14 protein-coding genes and 2 pseudogenes are annotated in these 20,046 nt (G+C 56.7%); 9 read left to right on the plus strand and 7 right to left on the minus strand.

Features of this window, described 5'->3' with window-relative positions; all coding sequences use genetic code 11:
• The first annotated feature begins 230 nt into the window (after nt 1-230).
• The 5 genes and pseudogenes from IU367_RS06430 to IU367_RS06455 all read left to right on the plus strand — a co-directional run bounded on the left by IU367_RS06430 (nt 231) and on the right by IU367_RS06455 (nt 5,059).
• Nucleotides 231-1,181, plus strand: a complete 951-nt coding sequence (locus IU367_RS06430; protein ID WP_274453743.1) for a transposase — start codon at nt 231-233, stop codon at nt 1,179-1,181.
• Nucleotides 1,182-1,388: 207 nt separating this feature from the next.
• Nucleotides 1,389-2,081: pseudogene (thrC, locus tag IU367_RS06435) on the plus strand (threonine synthase); the annotation flags it as partial.
• 92 nt (nt 2,082-2,173) lie between these two features.
• Nucleotides 2,174-2,518: pseudogene (locus IU367_RS06440) on the plus strand (YybH family protein); the annotation flags it as partial.
• Nucleotides 2,519-2,905: 387 nt separating this feature from the next.
• Nucleotides 2,906-3,772, plus strand: a complete 867-nt coding sequence (locus IU367_RS06450) for a hypothetical protein (RefSeq protein WP_274453744.1) — start codon at nt 2,906-2,908, stop codon at nt 3,770-3,772.
• Nucleotides 3,773-4,108: 336 nt separating this feature from the next.
• Nucleotides 4,109-5,059, plus strand: a complete 951-nt coding sequence (locus IU367_RS06455) for a transposase (protein ID WP_098983236.1) — start codon at nt 4,109-4,111, stop codon at nt 5,057-5,059.
• A 200-nt stretch (nt 5,060-5,259) separates the two neighbouring features.
• On the opposite strand, the gene IU367_RS06460 is transcribed toward IU367_RS06455, so the two are convergent.
• Nucleotides 5,260-6,252, minus strand: coding sequence for a hypothetical protein (locus IU367_RS06460; protein WP_274453745.1), 993 nt, complete (start codon nt 6,250-6,252; stop codon nt 5,260-5,262).
• A 601-nt stretch (nt 6,253-6,853) separates the two neighbouring features.
• Here IU367_RS06460 and IU367_RS06465 point away from each other — a divergent pair.
• From IU367_RS06465 to tsgA, 3 genes are all read left to right on the plus strand, one after another.
• On the plus strand, nt 6,854-7,234 hold the full coding sequence (locus IU367_RS06465; RefSeq protein WP_274453746.1) for a hypothetical protein: 381 nt from the start codon (nt 6,854-6,856) through the stop codon (nt 7,232-7,234).
• Between the two features lie 288 nt (nt 7,235-7,522).
• Complete coding sequence (gene deoD / locus IU367_RS06470; RefSeq protein WP_274453747.1) at nt 7,523-8,224, plus strand: purine-nucleoside phosphorylase; 702 nt, start codon at nt 7,523-7,525, stop codon at nt 8,222-8,224.
• A 54-nt stretch (nt 8,225-8,278) separates the two neighbouring features.
• Nucleotides 8,279-9,442: an MFS transporter TsgA gene (gene tsgA, locus IU367_RS06475; RefSeq protein ID WP_274453748.1), complete on the plus strand. Its 1,164-nt coding sequence runs from the start codon at nt 8,279-8,281 to the stop codon at nt 9,440-9,442.
• Between the two features lie 68 nt (nt 9,443-9,510).
• Here the strand turns inward: tsgA and IU367_RS06480 are convergent, their stop codons facing one another.
• The 6 genes from IU367_RS06480 to IU367_RS06505 all read right to left on the minus strand — a co-directional run bounded on the left by IU367_RS06480 (nt 9,511) and on the right by IU367_RS06505 (nt 19,310).
• Entirely contained in the window at nt 9,511-10,188 is a 678-nt protein-coding gene (locus IU367_RS06480; protein WP_274453749.1) for a Crp/Fnr family transcriptional regulator, read from the minus strand.
• Between the two features lie 103 nt (nt 10,189-10,291).
• Complete coding sequence (locus tag IU367_RS06485) at nt 10,292-11,224, minus strand: diguanylate cyclase (RefSeq protein WP_334312738.1); 933 nt, start codon at nt 11,222-11,224, stop codon at nt 10,292-10,294.
• Nucleotides 11,221-16,125: a PAS domain S-box protein gene (locus IU367_RS06490; RefSeq protein WP_420796495.1), complete on the minus strand. Its 4,905-nt coding sequence runs from the start codon at nt 16,123-16,125 to the stop codon at nt 11,221-11,223. The genes IU367_RS06485 and IU367_RS06490 overlap by 4 nt, the downstream gene beginning before the upstream one ends.
• Before the next feature lie 236 nt (nt 16,126-16,361).
• Nucleotides 16,362-17,129, minus strand: a complete 768-nt coding sequence (locus tag IU367_RS06495) for a DODA-type extradiol aromatic ring-opening family dioxygenase (RefSeq protein ID WP_241278401.1) — start codon at nt 17,127-17,129, stop codon at nt 16,362-16,364.
• 416 nt (nt 17,130-17,545) lie between these two features.
• On the minus strand, nt 17,546-18,016 hold the full coding sequence (locus IU367_RS06500) for a BamJ family beta-barrel-assembly machinery protein (RefSeq protein WP_274453752.1): 471 nt from the start codon (nt 18,014-18,016) through the stop codon (nt 17,546-17,548).
• A gap of 139 nt (nt 18,017-18,155) precedes the next feature.
• A complete protein-coding gene (locus IU367_RS06505) occupies nt 18,156-19,310 on the minus strand; it encodes a Na/Pi cotransporter family protein (RefSeq protein WP_274453753.1) in 1,155 nt (384 codons plus the stop codon).
• 284 nt (nt 19,311-19,594) lie between these two features.
• On the opposite strand from IU367_RS06505, the gene IU367_RS06510 reads away from it, so the two are divergent.
• The gene (locus IU367_RS06510) at nt 19,595-19,975 is read left to right on the plus strand and encodes a hypothetical protein (protein WP_274453754.1); all 381 of its coding nucleotides are present in this window, start codon (nt 19,595-19,597) and stop codon (nt 19,973-19,975) included.
• Nucleotides 19,976-20,046: the final 71 nt, after the last annotated feature.

A 20,046-nucleotide genomic window follows, 5' to 3' on the forward strand; every position in this document is an offset into this window, starting at 1 on the left:
CTGTAGGCGCCGAATGACCAGCATATCCTCAAGCCTCATACGCAAACTAGTCAAAAAGTGACGTAACTATCAGGAATATCTGCGTTTTATGCGCTGGCTCAATAAATGAAGTTCAAATTGGGACACCCACCTTTTTGACAATGAAGTTCAAATTGGGACACCCACCTTTTTGACAGCGGCGCAGTGCTGTACTTGGCTTGAGATGAGAGGTCACTGTCGAGGGGTGAGCCATGACCATTGCCCGTTCACGTCAGATCAGCTTGCAGGATACGCCTTATTACCATGTGGTCAGCCGCTGTGTGCGGCGGGCTTTTCTGTGTGGGGAAGATGTTCATTCTGGCCAGAGTTACGAGCATCGGCGCCAGTGGGTAGTCGACAAGCTGGGCCAGCTGTCGCGTCTGTTTGCCATCAGCGTCTGCGCCTATGCGGTGATGAGTAACCATTATCATCTGGTGCTCAAAGTGGAACCCGATACAGCTGCCAGCTGGAGCGAGCGGGAGGTGGCCGAGCGCTGGGCTGCCCTGTTTCAATGGCCGCTGCAGGTACGGCGCTGGTACCAGGGGGAATCCCTGATTGAGCCCGAGCTGGTTGTAGTGCAGCAGCTGATAGGGGAGTGGCGCGAGCGGCTTCACTCCATCAGCTGGTTTGTGCGGCTGCTCAATGAAACCCTGGCACGGCAGGCCAATCGGGAAGATGGCTGCAAGGGCCATTTTTGGGAAGGGCGCTTCAAAAGCCAGGCTTTGCTGACCGAGTCGGCCCTGCTCGCCTGCATGGCGTATGTGGACCTCAACCCGATACGGGCTGGATTGACCGACCGACCCGAGCAGAGCGATTACACCAGTATCAAACAGCGTCTCGAGAAAGATCCCGGCACCGATGTTTTGCCACCACTATTGCTGCCGTTTGCCAGTAAGTGCGAACCTGACGGCCTGCCCTATGCCTTTTCTGACTATCTGATGCTGGTTGACTGGACCGGCCGTGCAATTCGGACCGACAAGCGGGGTTATATTCCGGCCCGCCTGGCCCCAATTTTGGTGCGGTTGGGCCTAGATGGTGCTCGATGGCTGAAGCAGGTGATGCTGTTTAGGCGACAAGGGCTCAGAGTTGTGGGAGACAAGGCACATTGTCGGCAGTTCGCCCGCCACTGTGGTCAACAACGATGTCATCAGCCACCTTACTAATCCGTTAGCCCCTGTCTTCTCCCCGTTCTGGCATATGTGCCGGTGTCAGGCATTGCCATGTTTGTACAAGTGATCTGTCAGGTAAAAACCACTCGCGTGTCCAATTTTTACTGTTTTCTTGGAGTCAGTATTCATGATTGCAGAGATAGCCAGCCGAGCGGTGACTGGCTCAGAAAGCTGGGCAGAAAGGTGGGTGTCCTAGATATTTTCGATGACGAGGAGTTGAAACAGGCGATTGGCCTGAACTCCGCCAACTCCATCAACATCAGCCGCTTGCTGGCTCAGGTCTGCTACTACTTCGAGGCCTTGGCCCAGTTGCCGAAAGTGGATCGCGCCAAGGCGGTCATCAGCGTGCCGTCCGGCAACTTTGGCAACCTGACCGCGGGCCTGATTGCCAAGGCGCTGGGGCTGCCGGTGAAGCGCTTTATCGCCGCCACCAACGCCAACGATACGGTGCCGCGCTACCTCAAATCCGGCCAGTGGGAGCCGCACCAGACGGTCGCAACCCTCTCCAACGCCATGGACGTGAGCCGCCCCAACAACTGGCCACGGGTCGAAGAGCTGTGCCGCCGCAACGGCTGGGCGTTGGAAACCTTAGGGTCAGGTATGCGTGACGACGCCCAGACCCGCGATGCGCTCAAACGTCTGCACCAGCTGGATTACCTGTGCGAGCCCCACGGCGCCATCGCCTGGGATCTGCTGAACGAGCAGCTAGGCGAGGACGAAGTAGGGGTGTTCCTCTGCACCGCCCATCCCGCCAAGTTCAAGGAGTCGGTGGACGAGATCCTGGGCCTCGATGTGCCGCTGCCGGGCCCGCTCGCCAAGCACGCCGTGCTGCCGCTGTTGTCCCACAACCTGCCGGCGGAGTTTGCTCGCCTAAGGGCCTTCCTGCTCGGTTAAGTTGATTGCCAATCCCCCGAGCTCGGGGGATTTTTCTATCCGTTGTTTTCTATCCGTGACAGGGCGGGTAAGCCGCCCCATAAGGAGTGAAGATGAGTCAGCATCCCCTACGTGCTCTTATCGAAACCTGCGACGCAGCCATCTCCCGGCGCGATTTCGACGCCCTGATGGCCTTCTACGCCGAGGACGCCGCCCTGGTGGTCAAGCCCGGCATGGTGGTGCGCGGCATTCCCGCCATCCGCCGCGCCTTCACTGCCATCTCGGATTACTTTCAGGGGCAGCTCAAGGTGGAGCAGGGCGCCATGGAGGTGATCGAGGGGGCCGACAATGCGCTGGTGATCATGGAGACCCGGCTCGATTACCCGGATGGTCAGGGGGGCCTGACTGATGAAACCCGCCGCGCCACCTATGTGTTTCGCAAAGAGGCCGATGGGCAGTGACGCTGCACCATAGATAGCGCCTACGGGACCTCGTTGTTGGATGTAATCCTATAAGTTACAGCATCCTGCTGATGGCGATGGTCCAACAGCCCGAGTTGCGGTTGCTAGATGAGCTGGACAGCCACCAGGATAACGCCTCTCGCCAGTTGCTCACACAGGTGCTGGCTGATTACCCGGACACATTGCTGCTGCTCTCCCACGATCCCGAGTTTGTTACGGGAGTGGGGATTGGGCGGGAATATACCCTGGGTAGGGAAACTGGGGAATCGATAGTTTAGAAAATTAAGTGCCCGAAATTTTTCCCTAATATTCTGGATTATCCCCCCATATGGTTACGAAAAAATAGCTATTGGTTGACATATAAAGCATGGGTGAATACTATCCATGCAAAATGAAAATGATTATCATTTGCTGGGTCGTATGATTATGAATATACTTAGATTCATCCTTATTTTTTTATTTTCAATCAGTGTTCATGCTTTTCCATTGACGGAGGAACAGCGTGCAAAACTACATCATGAGATAAGGATAAGCCCTATCAAAATAGCAATAGATCCTTTGCGATGTGGTTGGGTGGGGAAACCATACTTTATTTTGAAAGCTGGTAGTAAACGCTGTAAAATTTTTAACAGGCCACAAAATGATCATGTTCAGCCTGAAGTATATACACTGGTAAATATGACATCGGAGACTATAAAATTCGCATCTATTGCTGGCGCTGCATATTTAGAACCCAATGATATGACAGTATCATATGGCCGTTTTATTTTAGATTCAGAGCGTGACCATGCAGTTTACAATATTTTTCCTAAGCTCAAGGAAAAGTTAATTTTGATTGGAGAAACATCATTTAAAGATGGTGATAGAGTAGCATATGAGGATAATAAAAACTTAACACTATCATACTTCCATGATGCTGTTAGGAGAAAAGAGTTGATGTATATAGAACCGAGTGGCATGCATCCTTCTGGGTATAGTAATGCATATGGTTATATTATTAGAGGCGCTGGCATGGTATTTGTTGCTGCTGCACAAGGAGCTTCGCTAGCAGCATTTGGGGCAATTGCAGAGTCGTATGCCTTTGGAGAAGATTTGGACATGTATAAACTATCCGTTTTAGCTACAGGAGGAGCTGCTGCCGGTGTAGTTGAAAAGTTCACAAATAACCCTAAGCTTGCCGCTGCTATTGGTGCCTCTGTTGTCGGTGGATGTGCATCTTGCCATCTAAAAAGTAATGAATGGCCAGAGTAGTATATTCTCCTATGGTCTTTCTATATTTTATGGTGGAGTGAGAATTGCTGGTTGCGCTATTTATTTTTGCTATTTACCTTGTCGTGAGCTGTATACTGAAATTTGTGTGTGTTCATCTTTTTAAAATGATGATGACAAGACAGTTGCAAGTGTATATATTTTACTTTTCAATCATTACTGGCTTTATTCTTGGGCTTCGAGTAGAGGCGTTCGTATGTTGTTTAGTGGGGGCTGGATAGTAATAGTTTCTGGGATAAATTGGGTCACCCACCTTTTTGGCAGCGGCGTAACCCTGTACTTGGCTTGAGATGAGAGGTCACTGTCGAGGGGTGAGCCATGACCATTGCCCGTTTACGTCAGATCAGCTTGCAGGATACGCCTTACTACCATGTGGTCAGCCGCTGTGTGCGGCGTGCTTTCCTGTGTGGGGAAGATGTTCATTCTGGCCAGAGTTACGAGCACAGGCGCCAGTGGGTGGTTGACAAGCTGGGCCAGCTGTCGCGTCTGTTCGCCATCAGCGTCTGCGCCTATGCGGTGATGAGCAACCACTACCATCTGGTGCTCAAGGTGGAACCCGATACAGCTGCCAGCTGGAGCGAGCGGGAGGTGGCCGAGCGCTGGGCTGCCCTGTTTCAATGGCCGCTGCAGGTACGGCGCTGGTACCAGGGGGAATCCCTGATTGAGCCCGAGCTGGTTGTGGTGCAGCAGCTGATAGGGGAGTGGCGCGAGCGGCTTCACTCCATTAGCTGGTTTGTGCGGCTGCTCAATGAAACCCTGGCACGGCAGGCCAATCGGGAAGATGGCTGCAAGGGCCATTTCTGGGAAGGGCGCTTCAAAAGCCAGGCTTTGCTGACCGAGTCGGCCCTGCTCGCCTGCATGGCGTATGTGGACCTCAACCCGATACGGGCTGGATTGGCTGACCGGCCCGAGCAGAGCGATTACACCAGTATCAAACAGCGTCTCGAGAAAGATCCCGGCACCGATGTTTTGCCACCACTATTGCTGCCGTTTGCCAGTAAGTGCGAACCTGACGGCCTGCCCTATGCCTTTTCTGACTATCTGATGCTGGTTGACTGGACCGGCCGTGCAATTCGGACCGACAAGCGGGGTTATATTCCGGTCCGCCTGGCCCCAATCTTGGTGCGGTTGAACCTGGATGGTACCCGATGGCTGAAACAGGTGACCCTGTTTCGGCGACAAGGGCTCAGAGTTGTGGGAGACAAGGCGCATTGTCGGCAGTTCGCCCACCACTGTGGTCAACAACGATGTCACCAGCCACCGTACTAATCCGCTAGACCCTGTCTTCTCCTCGTTCTGGCCTATGTTCCGGTGTCAGGCATTGCCACGTTTGTACAAGTGATCTGTCAGGCAAAAACTGCTCGTTTGCCCGATTTTTACTGTTTTCTTGGAGTCAGTATTCATGATTGCAGAGATAGCCAGCCGAGCAGTGGCTGGCTCAGAAAGGTGGGTGTCCTAGATATTGGTTCTTAATTATTTATTTCCACGGATATTTTCTCAATGAATGACAGTGATTGCGCTTCATTTTTTATGAGGAATTGTAATGTGCTAATGATCATTGCAACTCCTTTATCAATCTCTTTGGAAATTTCCCAGTAATAACTTTCGACTGCTTCAAAACCCGCATCGGTTTCATGATACCTTGGACGGAACAAAGGAAAGTCACCATGTGTGATATCACTACGGAAATCGTAAAAATCATGTATTAATTTTTTGTTGTTCTTGGGCAACTCACCTAACACTAAAGGCATTTTTCTGTTTAGTCCACGAACTTTAGGCTCTCCCTTACTTAAGTAAAAATGTTCAATCACTTGAGATAGCTGTAATACATCTGTGGACTCAATATCTCCCTTGTAAGATTGGTGCAGTAACACCGCGCTAGATTTAGTAATAGCGTTATCTGCAAGAATAAAGTGTAGAGGGCTGAATTTTTCAAACCAATGCCATGCTTTTTCTATAGAAATAGGCTGAATTAATGGCCAGTTATGAAGTGAAGAGTATCTCCAACCACTTTCCATGCTATCACAATGAAGAGCTGATAAATTGTTACCAACTTGAATGCTGCCAAAACTACAGCCTCCACGCACAGATACATTCAATACTAAAAAAACCTGTTCTAGTACGTTTCTAACAAACCTATATTCGCACCAACCTTCATCATCGAAGTTTTTGTTTATCGAAACATGCAATAATGCGCTAAAAGGGTGTTCGTGAATCCAATCTATTTTTTCAGTCGATATTTTTCTAAAAAATTCATCACAATTTTCAGGTTTAGTCCAATATAGCTTTTCTCGTACTTCGCTTGAGTCTATTGAAATGTGGACTTTCTTCTCTGGCGCTATTTTTATTTCATAGTTAGTCAGAATGGTATCCAACTCATTCCAGCCATATATCACATCATCATGATTTACTTCCGCACTGTTTGGAGTGACATTTCCACATCGAATGCTTAATTTCTTCAAGCTAATCTCCAAGTGCTTTTTGAATGTTATCAATAGATTGTTGACAATGAAAATATCTCGTAAGTTGGGCTGCCGGTTTTGTCGGTTGATGTCGAACGAAATAAAGCCCCCAGAAATCTGGGACACCAACCTTTCTGGGGACATAACGCCACCAAATTCCACGCTACCGCCCATGGATTACAGCTTCCAATATGCTCCATTAACCTGCGTGGGCTGCTGTCCATCACAGCAATAGGCATCGGATGGCTATCATAAGCCTCGTCGATCTGGATGTGCCAGTCAGAAGATGACGTAACTATCGGAAAATTCACGTTTTATGCGCCAGCTCAAAAAATAGCAGCGGCACGATACAGGATTCCCATGGCCCTTGATTTTATTGGGGTTGGCGAGCATCGCGGAGAAGGGGGGTCTGGCTTGCTGTTGAGGCGGAGCTGGCCGGGGAGAATCCCGCTTAGCCAATCGGCGCTATAGTGCGGCTATGGTGCCCTGTGCTCCGTGTCCCTGGCTGGCAAGGCGGGGGATCTGCGGCAACAATCAGCTGTTGCAATAACAGCTATTTGCAAACCATCACCATGCCAACACATCACAATAAGGACGTCATATGAAGCGTATTGCCATCCTGTTCGGCCTGCTTTGCGGCAGCGTGCTGCTGGCCAATCCGGTCTTTGCCAACGACGCTGCCCAGTTGCAGTGCGAGGCTCAGGCCGCGGCCAAAAAACTGGCGGGCGCCGCCAAGACCAGCTTTGTTGGCAAGTGCGTGAAAGATGCCGCCGGCGCTGCGAGCGGCGAGTGCGAGAAAGCCGCAGCCGACAAGAAGCTGGCCGGTGCGGCCAAGAACAGCTTTATCCAGAAGTGCGTGAAGACGGGCGCGGCGATGGATCCGGCGGCCAAGTGCGAGAAGGCGGCGGCGGACAAGAAGCTGGCCGGCGCGGCCAAGAACAGCTTTGTCCAGAAGTGCGTGAAGGATAGTGCCGTCAAGTAAGGGGTTTTCTTGTCCGGTGTGTTTGCGGGGGGCCTGATGGCCCCCCGCGCTTTTTGGGGCGGGCGCAGGGGAGTTATCGCTGAGCGGGTGATGGGGCGCTGGCCGCAAGGGCAGAGCTGATTAAGGGCTGTTGAGCGGCGGCGAAGGGGGGACAAGCGGGGGCGGCCTTGGAGAAGTTGCCGGAACTGGGATCTCGATCGGCGCAACAGGACTTTTGTCCTGCAAGGGGAGGCCAGGCGGGGGCTAGGATGCGCTCATCTACAGGAGTCAAACTGGAGCACAACAACAATGACAGCTCATATCAATGCCACCCCGGGCGATTTCGCCGAGACCGTCATCATGCCGGGGGACCCGCTGCGGGCCCGCTATATCGCCGAGACCTTTCTGACCGATGCGCGCGAGGTGACCAATGTGCGCAATATGCTGGGCTACACCGGCTACTACAACGGTCAGCGTATCTCTGTGATGGGCCACGGCATGGGGATCCCCTCCATGGTGCTCTACGCCCACGAGCTGGTGAACGACTTCGGGGTCAAGCGGATCATCCGTATCGGCAGTCTGGGGGCGACCCAGCGCCACGTGCAGATGCGTGACGTGATCCTGGCGCAGGCGGCGGGCACCGACTCCCCGACCAACGCCAAGCGCAGCGCCGGCTACCAGATGGCCACCTCGGCCGACTTCGCCCTGCTGCACAAGGCGTTCTCCCTGGCGCAGGAGAAGGCCATTCCGGTCAAGGTGGGCAATATCTTCACCGGCGATCTCTATTACGATCCGGACGAAAACCTGATCCCGGCGCTGGAAAAGTTCGGCGTGCTCGGCATCGACATGGAGGTGGCTGGTCTCTACGGGCTGGCCCATCAGCAGGGGATCGAGGCGCTCGCCATCCTGACGGTCTCCGACCACTGCCTGACCGGTGAAGAGACCACGGCCGAGGAGCGGCAACTCTCCTTCAACCAGATGATCGAGCTGGCGCTGCACACAGCGCTGTAGCGCTGCCACCCCGCTGTACCTTGCACGCACCCTGTACCTTATGAGAGATCCAATATGAACAATAAGCTCTCCCTCACTGCCATCAGCTTCCTGGCCAACTTCGTGATGGCCGGTTTTGCGACCCAGTTCGGCATGCTGATTGAACCCATCGCCGCCAAGTTCGGCGCCGACGTCAATCAGGTGGCCTCCATCTTCTCCCTGCTCAACGGCGGGGCGCTGGCGGGCACCATAGCGGCCTTCTTCCTCATCGAGAAGGTGGGTCTCAAGCGGATGACGCTGCTCTGCTACGGGCTGATCGCGCTGGCGGCGGCATCGCTCCATCTGACCGGCTCGCTCTTTGTGGTGATGGCGGCCATGACGGTGATTGGTCTGTGTGGCGGGGTGGGGCTCTGCATTGCGGGGACCCTGGTGGTGAGCGTCTGGAAGGCGCGGATGCAAAGCACCATGCTGGTGGTGCAGGATGCCACCTTCAACGTGGCCGGGGTGGTCTTTCCACTCATCACCACCTACACCCTGACCCACGCCATGGCGTGGAGCTGGAGCTATCTGGCGGTGGGCGTGGTGGCGCTGGCGACCATGCTGGTGGCGGTGCTGACGAACTTCAGGGCCTGCGAGGCGGGCGGCGAGAGTGCCGGCAACGAACAATCGGAGTGGAACCTCGGCATCATCAGCGGCGGGCTGGGGCTCTTTCTCGGCATGTTGGCGCTCTACACCTTCCTCACATGGGCGCCCATGTTCGTGAAGAACAAGTTCGGCATCCCCTTCGAGGAGGCTGGCAACATCATTACCCAGTACTGGACGGCGGCCCTGCTCGGCGCCCTGGTGTCGACCGCCATCGTGACCCGCATTCCGATCCGCACCTTCCTCTTGGTGATCATCACCCTGGCGATGGGGATGACGACCTTGATCGTTACCACCGACAACCTGAGCCAGCTGCCTTACCTCACCTATGGTTACGGCTTTGTCTGCGCGGCGCTCTACAACGCCTTTATCGCCTACGGGGTGTCGTTTGTACGGCAGGCATCGAGCAAGAACGTCTCCTATATCCTCATCAGCGGCAGCGCGGGGGCCATGTTCAGCCCGGCCATCAGCGCCCTGTTGGAACAGGAGATCGGCTTGCAGGCGGTGATGTACGCCATCCCGCTGATCTACGGCCTGATCCTCGCCATGCTGGTGGCCTCGCTGCGGATGGCCCGGCCCCAGCCCTGTCTGGCCTGAGTTGGGGAGTGAATAACAAGAGGGGCGGTATCGACCGCCCCTTTTTTATTTTGTGTTGGGCTGGGTGGTTATGGCTGTTCCAGAAATCCCTTGAGCCCCGCCAGATCGCATATCTGCAATCCCTCTTCGCCGCGCGCCACCAATCCCTTGTCCATCAGCTCCTTCACTGCCCGCCGGTAGACGCGGTCAGTGGTGCCGAAGCGCTCCGCCTCCTGATACCCCTTGCGAAAGCCGCTCACCGGATTGTCGTGGCAGTGGCTGTGGTAGAGATCGAGGGCAATGTTGTAGCTGATGGGGTAGAGCATGCGGCAGGTGAAAATATCCACAGTGTCCTGATAGTCGATGGCAATGGCCGTGGCGAAGAAAAGCGCCACTTTGGGGTGGGCAACCAGCGCCTGCTCCAGCTGTTCGCCGTCGATGCGGGCCACTTCGAGCGGCTCCTCGGCCATGATGTCGAGTTGGCAGCGATAGCCGGTGAAGAACTCCATCTCGCCAAACAGCTGGTTGTCGCACTCCAAAGTGCCGAGCTGAAAGCGGCGACCATTCATGGCGGTGTGGCCCATGGCGATGCAGCCGCTCTTCACCAGCACCAGATCCCGCAACGGCTCCCCCTGGCGCATCAGGGGCTCCCCCTCGGAAATAAGGCGCCGCTCCGTGATGCAGGATTCGACCACCTGTTTGATCAGATCGTGGCTGGCCTGCCAGTGGGGCTGAAAGCGGCCCTTGAGAAGGGGTTTGAGTTGCATGAAGTGCGCGCGCCTGCTGAAAACAAGCGGCTATTACAGCACGTTAGCCAGGCCCGATTCCAGCGCTGCCAAACAGACCCGGCCCCTGCTCAACGAGATAAGCCTATTCACTGCTGTTGTCGACGACGACTCTGGCGCGTCCCGCCTCCTTGGCCTGGTAGAGCTGGCGATCTGCGGCCTCAAGCAACTGCTGTGGCGAACTTGCCAGAGTGGGTATGCGGGTGACAACGCCAAGGGAGATGGTGACCACCTTGGCTACGTCCGAGGCGAGGTGCTCGATGGCCAGCTCGCGCACGGCGGCGCACATGCTTTCGGCGATATGGACTGCACTGGTCAAGGGGGTGTTGGGCAGTATGCAGGCAAACTCCTCGCCGCCGTAGCGAGCCACCAGATCGTGTGGTCTGCCCACCCGTTCGGCCAGTACTGATGCGATAGCTTGCAGACATTGATCTCCGGCCTGATGGCCATAGTGGTCGTTGTAGCGTTTGAAATAATCGACATCGAGCATGATGAGGGAGAGTGGCGTGCGGTCACGACAACCCTGGCGCCACAGCAGCGCTAGACCATCATCGAACCGGCGCCGGTTTGGTATACCGGTGAGGCCGTCCAGCATGGCGAGATTGCGTAGCAAGTCCCCCTGCATTTTCAGGGTCAGGTGGGCCTTGACTCTGGCCCTGACGATGTTGGGGCTGATGGGCTTGCTGATGAAATCAACTGCACCGAGTGCCAGACCATACTCCTCATCGGTCTCTTCCTGCTGGGCCGTGATGAAAATAATGGGAATGCTCTGGGTATCGGGATCCTCCTTGAGTCGCAGGCAGACTTCGTGACCGTTCAGACCTGCCATGATGACATCCAGCAGTATGAGGTCTGGCATCAGGTTGTGACAAAGCGCGATGGCCTGTTCCCCGCTGGTTGCCATGAAGACGTCGCACTCTTCGCGAAAGAGTTGGTGCAGTAACCGTATGTTGATCGCCTGATCATCAACAATCAGCAACTTGGGGCGGCGGGTGATGGGCAGGTTCCAGGGCATCAGTGCGGGCTCCGTGGCTGAAGATTCAACAGTGTGTGCCCTAGGGTGAGGGCAGCGGTGAAGTCCAGATTGTCGATCAGGGTGGCGAAATGACTGAATGTGGTGCCCAGATGCGGTGGCGTCTTGCGCCCGAGCGCGTCAGCCAACTCGACAGCCTCCAGATTGCCACTCTCCAGCAAGCCCATGATCTCCTGCATGGCAGCCTGCCACTCGGCGAGTGGCAGGGCATCAGCCTGTGTCTGGAGGGGGCGCATCAGCGGGGAGGTGAAGGTCCGATTCAGCCGTTCGGTGCTGAGCCAGGCGGTCTCTTGCAACTGAATGAACCAACTTTCGTCGTTCAAGATCTGCCTGGCCTGCTGCTCGTCTGCGTGCAGCAGGGTTTGCTCCCGTTCTTTGGCCTGGGCAGCCAGTCTGCTGGCCCCCATGGTACTGGCGCTGCCCTTGATGGCATGCAGTGTGGCGCAAACCTCTTTGACTTGTCCGGTCGTAATGGCCTGGTTCAAGGCGACCAGCTGTTCCGCCAGGTCCGGACCGAACAGGCTCAGGATCCGGTGCAGCAGTTCGATATCGTCATCGAAGCGCTGGCGTATGATGGACTCGGCCTCTAACAGGGCCTCACCCGTATCGGGTGTCTCTACCAAGGTCGGGGCCTGTGTGGCGGTCGCTACCCTGCCGGTTTGTACCAGCAAGGTCGAGACCAGCGGTTCCAGGGCGATGGGTTTACCCACGTGTTCATTCATGCCGGCGGCCAGGCAGAGTTGGCGATCCGTTTCCGATACATTGGCGGTCATGGCGATGATGGGCAGATTGGCAAACTGTGGATGGGCACGGATCTGACGTGTCGCTTCCAGTCCGTCGATATCCGGCATTTGCATATCGATCAGCACGGCGTCAAAAGCAGGGTTTTGCTGCAATACCATGGTCACGCCATCCCGCCCGCACTCGGCAAGTTGTACCCGGGCACCCTCGCAGCCAAGCAGCTCGAAGGCAACCTGGCGATTGAGAATATTGTCTTCCACCACCAGCAAGTGAAGGCCGCTCAGCCGCCGGGTATGCTGCATTGGCCCGCTTGGGGTGGTGTCGCGCCCATGGATCGCCTGATAAATGGTGTCTGCCAGCTGTTTTGGCGTCACCGGTTTGGTCAGCAGGCTGGTGAAGGGGGTAGTACCTGACTGGTGAGACTCGGTAAGTATCTCGTGGCCATAGGCGGTGATCATGATGATCTTGGGCGCAGGATGTAACGCTGCCTGCAGTTGGATCCGTGCGGCGGCGCTCAGTCCATCCATGTCCGGCATGCGCCAATCCATCAGGACAATGTCAAAGGGATGTCCCTGATCGTGAGCCTCGCTGACCCGCCGTATCGCATCTTCACCGGAGTGAACACACTCTGCCTGCCACCCCAATAACGACAGAGTGCGTTGCAGCAGCTCTGTTGCCATCTCACTGTCATCGGCAACCAGGATCTTCAACGAGGGGTCCAGACCGTGGCAGGCCTCTTTGATTGACTGGGATTCGGCCTGTGCCAGTGTGATGTCAAACCAGAAGTGACTGCCACGCCCCGGCTCGCTTTCGACCCGCAGCTCCCCCCCCATCAGGGTGATGAGGCGCTTGCAGATAACCAGCCCCAGTCCGGATCCGCCAAAACGGCGGCTGGTAGATGTCTCGGCCTGGGTGAAGCTTTCAAAGATGCGTTCCAGCTGGTGGGGGCTGATCCCGATGCCACTGTCGGTCACTGCCATGCGCAGGGTCACAGCCTGCTCATGATGGGCCAGCAGCGCTACTTTGATGATCACATGCCCCTTGAGGGTGAACTTGAGGGCATTGCCCGCCAAGTTGGTCAGGACCTGTTGCAACCGCATGCTGTCACCAATGAGGTGATTGGGCAGGCGGGGGTCGATATCAAACATGACGTCGATCTGCTTCTGACTTTGGTTGCCATCCAACACTATGGCCAGATCACGCATCAGGCTTTCGATGTCAAAGGCATGCAAATCGAGCTGCAACTTGCTGGCCTCGATCTTCGAGTAGTCGAGAATGTCGTTAAGTAGGCCCAGCAGGGATTTGGCTGCCGAGTGTGCCTTGACCACATAATCAAGTTGGCGAGAGGTCAGGTCTGTGTATTGGATCAGTTGCAACATACCCAGCACGGCATTGAGCGGAGTGCGTATCTCATGACTCATGTTGGCCAGGAAAGAAGACTTGGTCTGACTGGCCGCATCGGCCTGCTCCTTGGCATAGAGCAGGCGTGACTCCAACTCGGTCTGGGCCGTAATATCTCGGTTGAAACCTATGACGCGAAGGGCCTTGCCCGTGCTGTCTCTCTCCACCTTTGCGCCAGCTTGTATCACACGCTGTTCACCACTGGATAATGTTACCCTGAACACGGGGTCATAAACCCCGGTCCCGGCCACGGCCCGTTGCAGGCTGTCGGTAGTGGCCGCCACATCGTCCGGATGTACCCGGCTCGCCCAGTGCTGATAATCGAGCCCCTCATTTCTGAGTGCCAACGGCAGGTCATAGATCTCGAACATGCGGTCGCTCCAGATCAGGGCGTTGGTCTCAAGATTCCAGGACCAGATCCCCAGTTCGGCCACTTCTGCAGCCATTTGCAACTGATCACGGGTCGACAGGATCTCCTTGCGTTGTGCCAACTGCTGGGTCATGTCGGTGATGATGCAGACGAACATGGTGGAACCCGCGGCTTGCATCATCCCAATTGACATTTGCAGGGGGAACTCGGAACCATCATGCCGCAGACCAATAAACTCCTTGCTCATGATGCTGGCCAGATTGATCTGAGTGAATGAATGAAAAAATGGGACATCTGTCTCGGCGTTATCCGTTGCTTTCAACAAGTCTTCAATCCGCTTGCCCTGGGCTTCTTGTGACTGATAGCCGAAGGTGCTCTGTCCGGCTGGGTTGAGGGACTGAATGATGCCCTCTTGATCTATGGTCATGATGGGGTTGACCGCCGTATCCAGGATGGCTCTAGTGATTTCAAGGCTCTCTGCCAGCTTTTTCTCGGCCGCCTTGCTCTGGGTTATATCCAGCCCTATGCCCAGATAGCCACGGCTTTCGCCCTGTGCATCGCGGATGGCCGTGATCACCAGGGTTACGGGGAAACGTGTGCCATTCTTGCGCACATAGGTCCATTCCCGGCTCTCGGCCCCATCCCGCTCAGGTTTATAGATGAACACCTGGAAGCCGCCGATTTGCTGGCCATACTCACTGCTCAGTTCGGTACCGCGTGCCATCACCTCATCACGAACGTGAAAAATGCCCGGTGTCTGCGTACCGACGACCTCGTCGGCACGGTAGCCAAGGAGTCTTTCTGCCCCTTCATTGAATAGTGTGATGGTGCCCTCAAGGTCGGTCGCTATGATGGAGATGGCAGAGGCTGAACGCAGCACATTGCTCAATAACACATTGATCTTGCTCAGTTCAGCCGTACGCTCCGCGACCTGATTCTCCAGATTGGCATTGAGCACCAGTATTTGCTCCTCTGCCTTCTTCTGCGCCGTGATGTCCCTGATGGTTTCCGAGATACCGACTATCTTGCCCCGGTTGTCATAAATAGGGGAGATGGAGATGGACAGATCCAGCATGTGTCCGTCTTTGTGCTGACGGCGGGTGTGGAAGCTGGGGATCTTTTGCCCCTGCCCAACGCTTGCCAGAAGGGCTTTCTCGTTGGCGTCATCATCACTGGTACCGAACAGTTCAGCACTGCTGTGCTCTAGGGCCTCCTCGGCCGAGTAACCAAACAGATCTTCTGCCCCCTTGTTCCAGCTCACGAGGATGCCATTCAGTGTCTTGGCGATGATGCCATCGCTGGCGCTGGCAACAATGGCTGCCAACTTGGCCTGGTTTTCAATGACCCTGAGGCGCTGTTGCTGACCAATAGCCCGCATGCGGAAGACCAGCATGGTCAGCAGGGTGATGATGCCGCCGGTGAACAATATGATTAACGGTGAGGTCTGCTGGAGTCGGGTCAGATAGAGGGGGTGAGCATTGAGGGAAATCAGCCAGAGGCGGCCATAAATGTTCCGCTCGGTGGTGTGTGTCATGACGATATGATGAGGATTGTTTGATTCTTGGGTGAGGGCGCTGGTGTAGAAGGGCTTTGCCTGTTGCGTTGCAGTGATATCACTGAGGCTGATGTGAAAGGTGTCGCTTTCCAGATGCAAGGCGCCTAGCACCTCCTCTGTCAGTAGAGGGGCGTAACTCCAGCCAAACCCTGCTTTTTCCCGCTCATTGCTGGTGGCGGGTGTGGTCACGGTGCGATAGATAGGCATCATGATCAGAAAGGACTGCAATGGCTTGCCCGTGGCTTGAATCAAGGTAATAGGGGCGGTCAGTCTGACTTCACCACTGCGAATGGCAGAGAGTGCGGCCTCGCGACGTGACGTTTCGGAGGCAATGTCCAGTCCGATTGCCGCCTGATTACGGGATTCCGGCTCTATGTATTGGATGATGAAATGCTCACCGTGATAGGCCGACAGCTGTTGAATGGTGAAACCTGGCCGCCCATCCTTCTGGACGTAGTTGATGAAGTTATCGAGGTCGGCATTGCTGACCCGTCTGATAAACCCGAAGCCGCGAGCGCCGGGAAATTCTTTGTCCACGTCTCGGGTCAGGCTATAGCGAACGAAGTCCTGATGACTGAAGTCATGTTCGCCAGCGGTTAAAATCGCACCACGTACCCCCCTCAGCCCATATTGATAAAGCTCTATCCGGGTCTTTATGGTGTCAGCGATGTCTTCCGTGGTGGCGGCGATGGCCACCTGAGCCTGCTTGTCATTGTTGTATTGGAGGAGAATTGCGCCAAGCAGGGAGAGCAGAAGGCCGAGGCATAAGATCAGGATCGCACTCCTGTTCAAGATAAAAAAGGGGTGGTGATTGCTCACGTGGAAGCCTCCCTGCTTCACTGGAACGCACCAGACATGTGCGCTCGGCCTTGTCAGCCAGAGTAACGTTAACTCATTGGAAGTAAAACTTAATATCCAGCATTTAGAGACAAGGGCGCGGAGAGTGGTGCCCGTGTCTGGTTAGAAGATGGTATCAAATGGGTTTCAACATAGCTTAATACCAATCGCCACCTTCCGCTCAGAGCAGAGGTTGCTGAGAAGCGGCCTGCATCCGGTCATGCAAACCGGTAAGAGCCCATATAGAGGCTGCCGCCATCCCAGCTGTCGTGCAGCTTGTGGGGCTTGTCCTGGCCGGCGGCCCCCAGGGCCACAAACAGCGGGCGCAGGTGATCGTCATGGGGGTGTGCTTCCACAGCTCCCGGGGCGCGCGTTCTGTACTCTTCCAGCGCGGGCCTGTCACCCTCGCTCATGGTCTGCTCCAGCCAGTTCACAAAATCGCTGGCCCAGCCCGGCACCGGTGAGTTGTCCGGCCCGAGGGCCCGCAGGTTGTGGGTAATGGCGCCGGAGGCCAGTATGCCTATCCCCTGTTCGCGCAGGCTTTGCAGCGCTTCCCCCAGTTGCCAGAGCTGGGCCGGGCTGAAACTGGCCGGGATGGAGATCTGCACCAGGGGGATCTCGCTTGCCGGATCCATCAGGGAGAGCGGCGACCAGACGCCGTGATCCAGCTCGCGGCGCACCTGTGTAGCCGGCAAGCCCGCCAGCATCAGCTGATCGCCCACCGCCTCTTGCAACCACAGCGGACTCGTTGCCGGCCAGCGAATATGGTAGAGCGGCTCCGGAAAACCGTAGAAGTCATACATGAGCGCCGGATTGGGCTCGACGTTGATCTGCAGGTCGGTGCGGCTGAACCAGTGTGCCGAGATCACCACCAGTCCCTTGATATCGCCAAGGCGCAATGTTTTCAGGAAGTGGGTGGCCGGTTGGTCGCGCAGAACCAGATCCGGAGCGCCGTGAGAGATAAACCAGACGGGGGCGATAGACATGACAAGACTCCATATAAGCTGTGTCGGTACGCATTGCGTACCCGAAACCGGGGTCAGGGCGTCGGGCCACTGACGATGGGGTCATTATCTGCCTGGGATGCAAGGTTAACAATCCAGCGCTATGTATAAGCACTGTTCACCATTGATTGATAGTGACTATGGTTGGCGTGACAAGGCCGGGCCGCAGATAAGCAGAAACAACAAGGCCAGCGCAGTGCGCTGGCCTTGTCATAAGGCGCTGTCGAGGGACGGACTTACTGGATGCCCAGCAGCTCAACGTCGAAGATCAGCGCGGGCGCTCAGTGGGATCTTGCCAGCTGTGCGATTGGCATAAGCCTGCTTATTGGATACCCAGCAGCTCAACGTCAAAGATCAGCACGGGCGCTCAGTGGGATCTTGCCGATGGCACAGTCGGTTTATTGAATGCCCAGCAATTCCACGTCGAAGATCAGCACGGATCCCGGTGGTATCTTGCCGGCGGCACGGTCGCCATAGGCCAGATTGGCGGGGATGTAGAAGCGGGTCTTCTCCCCTTCCACCATCAGCTGCACCCCTTCGGTCCAGCCGGCGATCACCTGATTGAGGCCAAACTCGATGGGCTCGCCACGGGCGACCGAGCTGTCGAACACTGTGCCGTCCAGCAGCTTGCCCTCGTAGTGCACCTTTACCTTGCTGGTGGCGGTGGGGTGAACCGTGCCGGTGCCCGGGGTCAGCACCTCGTACTGCAGGCCGGAGGCCGTGGTGGTCACCAGGGGTTTGTCCTTGTTGCCAGCGAGGAACTCGGCGCCCTTGCGCACATTGTCTTGCGCCAGCTTTTTGTTGTTGCTGCTCGAGTAGAAGTAGTAGGCGACGCCGGCAACCAGCAGCGCGATCAGAATGAATTTCATCAGTTTTTCCTTAAATGCAATGAAGGCGGCATCTTATCCCAGTCGGGGAGGGAGGGCGAGTCGGGACGCGGGAGGATGTGACGCAGCAGACAGACGACGAGGGGGCCAGGAACCGGCCCCCTCGCCTGATGATGGCGGATTACTTGGCCGCCACCATCATCAGGGCGGGCAGGGCGAAGAAGAGGCCCGCCACGTAACCCAGCGCCAGCAGCTTGTTCTCGCTGCCCACCCGGGCCAGCCCCTCGGCAGCCTTGATGGGCAACTCGCGCAAGAAGGGCACGCCATAGATGAGCGCCACGGCGAACAGGTTGAACAGCACGTGCACCAGGGCTATGGTCAGTGCCAGCTTGGCCCCGGCGCCGCTGATGGCGGTGGCCGCCAGCAGGGCCGTGATGGTGGTGCCGATATTGGCGCCCAGGGTGAAGGGGTAGAGCTGACGGGTGCTGAACAGGCCGCTCCCCGCCAGCGGTATCATCAGGCTGGTGGTGGTGGAGGAGGACTGTACCATGACGGTGACCAGGGTGCCGGAGGCGATGCCGGTCAGCGGACCACGGCCCAGCGCCTTGTGCAGGAGATCCCGGGCCCGCCCCACCAGCACCCGCTGCAGTACCTTGCCGAGCCAGGTGACGCAACCGAGGATCAGCAGTATGCCGATGGCTATGGTGGCGATGGCGCCGCCCTTGCCCGGCAGGAAGGCGACCAGGCCGTCGATGAAGGTGAGGGCGGGGGAGATGAGGGGCTTCATGAAGTCCATCCCCTGCATCGAGATGTCGGCGGAGCCCGCCAGCAGGTCGGCCAGGGCTTCGGCGCTCTTTTGCAGCAGGCCGAACATCAGCTCCAGCGGCAGGAAGATGAACACTGCCAGCAGGTTGAAGAAGTCGTGGACTGTGGCGGCGGCGAAGGCGCGGCGAAACTCGGCCCTGTCCCGGATATGGCCCATGGAGACTATGGTGTTGGTGATGGTGGTGCCGAGGTTGGCCCCCATCACCATGGGGATGGCCATGCCGATGGGCAGGCCGCCCGCCACCAGACCGACGATCACCGAGGTGACAGTGCTGGACGATTGCACCAGCGCCGTGGCCAGAATGCCGAGCAGCAGGGCGACGAAGGGGTTGCTCGCGAAGGCGAAGATCTGGGCCGCGCCCTCGGCGCCGCCGGAGAAGCCCTTGAAGCCGTGGGAGACGGCGCCAACGGCCACCAGGATCAGGTAGATCAGGGTGATGACAGCGAGCCAGTTGAACAGTGGGCCGGTACGACGGGTCTGCTGTTGTGCGAAAGATGGGGTGCTGTGCATGAAGCCTCTTGGGACAGTCTGCGTGAAAATGGACGGGCGCATTAGACCAAGGCTCCATGACAGAAATATGACAAAGTGACACTTTTATGATGGTTTGATGACATGGCGGCAGGGGGCCGTGCGTGGGGTAACGAGGGGCGCGCCGCCGTCCATGGCGGACAACCGGTGTCGGAGCCGGAGCCGATTTTGGCCCGTTTGGCGGCGCGCGGGTCCAGGTGCTTGCACCTGGGAGTCAGGGTTATATGCTGGCCTCCTTTCCTTCCCTCAACGAGAGTGATGTTGTTATGCGAGCATGGGTACTGTGTCTTTCCCTGGGTCTGCTGTCTGCCGGTGCGCAGGCCAGCGGGTTCAAGTCCGAGTGCAACCTCGACAAGGCCGTCAAGAACGAGGCGCTCAATGCGACCCTGGGGGTCAAGGGCAACTGCGACACCGACAAGCTGGTGCGCCAGCAGAAAGAGAAAGCCAAGGCGGAAGTGAAGAAGAACACCACTGACGTGCTGGACAAGAAGACCGCCGGCCTCAAAGAGGGCAAGAGCGATGTGAAGGCGACCCAGCACAAGGTCAACCAGGCCGGACAGCAGCTCAAGCAGACCCAGCAGGATGTGAAGGCGGTGGCCAAGGATCCGCTCAAGGCGGCCGCCACCGCCGTGATCAACCAGGGCTGAGCTGCCGGCCCGCTGCGGGCATGGCAGGCCGGCGCTGGCTGGGTGCAAAACAAGAAGGGGAGCCATGGCTC

The sequence above is a fragment of the Aeromonas bestiarum genome (assembly GCF_028751155.1).
Classification (GTDB): Bacteria; Pseudomonadota; Gammaproteobacteria; order Enterobacterales; family Aeromonadaceae; genus Aeromonas; species Aeromonas bestiarum.

Excerpts from the sequence above, each read along its gene's own strand:
- IU367_RS06510 (WP_274453754.1), top strand. The coding sequence starts at position 19,595 with ATGCGAGCATGGGTACTGTGTCTTTCCCTGGGTCTGCTGTCTGCCGGT.
- IU367_RS06465 (WP_274453746.1), top strand. The coding sequence starts at position 6,854 with ATGAAGCGTATTGCCATCCTGTTCGGCCTGCTTTGCGGCAGCGTGCTG.
- tsgA (WP_274453748.1), top strand. The coding sequence starts at position 8,279 with ATGAACAATAAGCTCTCCCTCACTGCCATCAGCTTCCTGGCCAACTTC.
- IU367_RS06450 (WP_274453744.1), top strand. The coding sequence starts at position 2,906 with ATGCAAAATGAAAATGATTATCATTTGCTGGGTCGTATGATTATGAAT.
- IU367_RS06500 (WP_274453752.1), bottom strand. The coding sequence starts at position 18,016 with ATGAAATTCATTCTGATCGCGCTGCTGGTTGCCGGCGTCGCCTACTAC.
- IU367_RS06505 (WP_274453753.1), bottom strand. The coding sequence starts at position 19,310 with ATGCACAGCACCCCATCTTTCGCACAACAGCAGACCCGTCGTACCGGC.
- deoD (WP_274453747.1), top strand. The coding sequence starts at position 7,523 with ATGACAGCTCATATCAATGCCACCCCGGGCGATTTCGCCGAGACCGTC.
- IU367_RS06455 (WP_098983236.1), top strand. The coding sequence starts at position 4,109 with ATGACCATTGCCCGTTTACGTCAGATCAGCTTGCAGGATACGCCTTAC.
- IU367_RS06480 (WP_274453749.1), bottom strand. The coding sequence starts at position 10,188 with ATGCAACTCAAACCCCTTCTCAAGGGCCGCTTTCAGCCCCACTGGCAG.
- IU367_RS06495 (WP_241278401.1), bottom strand. The coding sequence starts at position 17,129 with ATGTCTATCGCCCCCGTCTGGTTTATCTCTCACGGCGCTCCGGATCTG.
- IU367_RS06430 (WP_274453743.1), top strand. The coding sequence starts at position 231 with ATGACCATTGCCCGTTCACGTCAGATCAGCTTGCAGGATACGCCTTAT.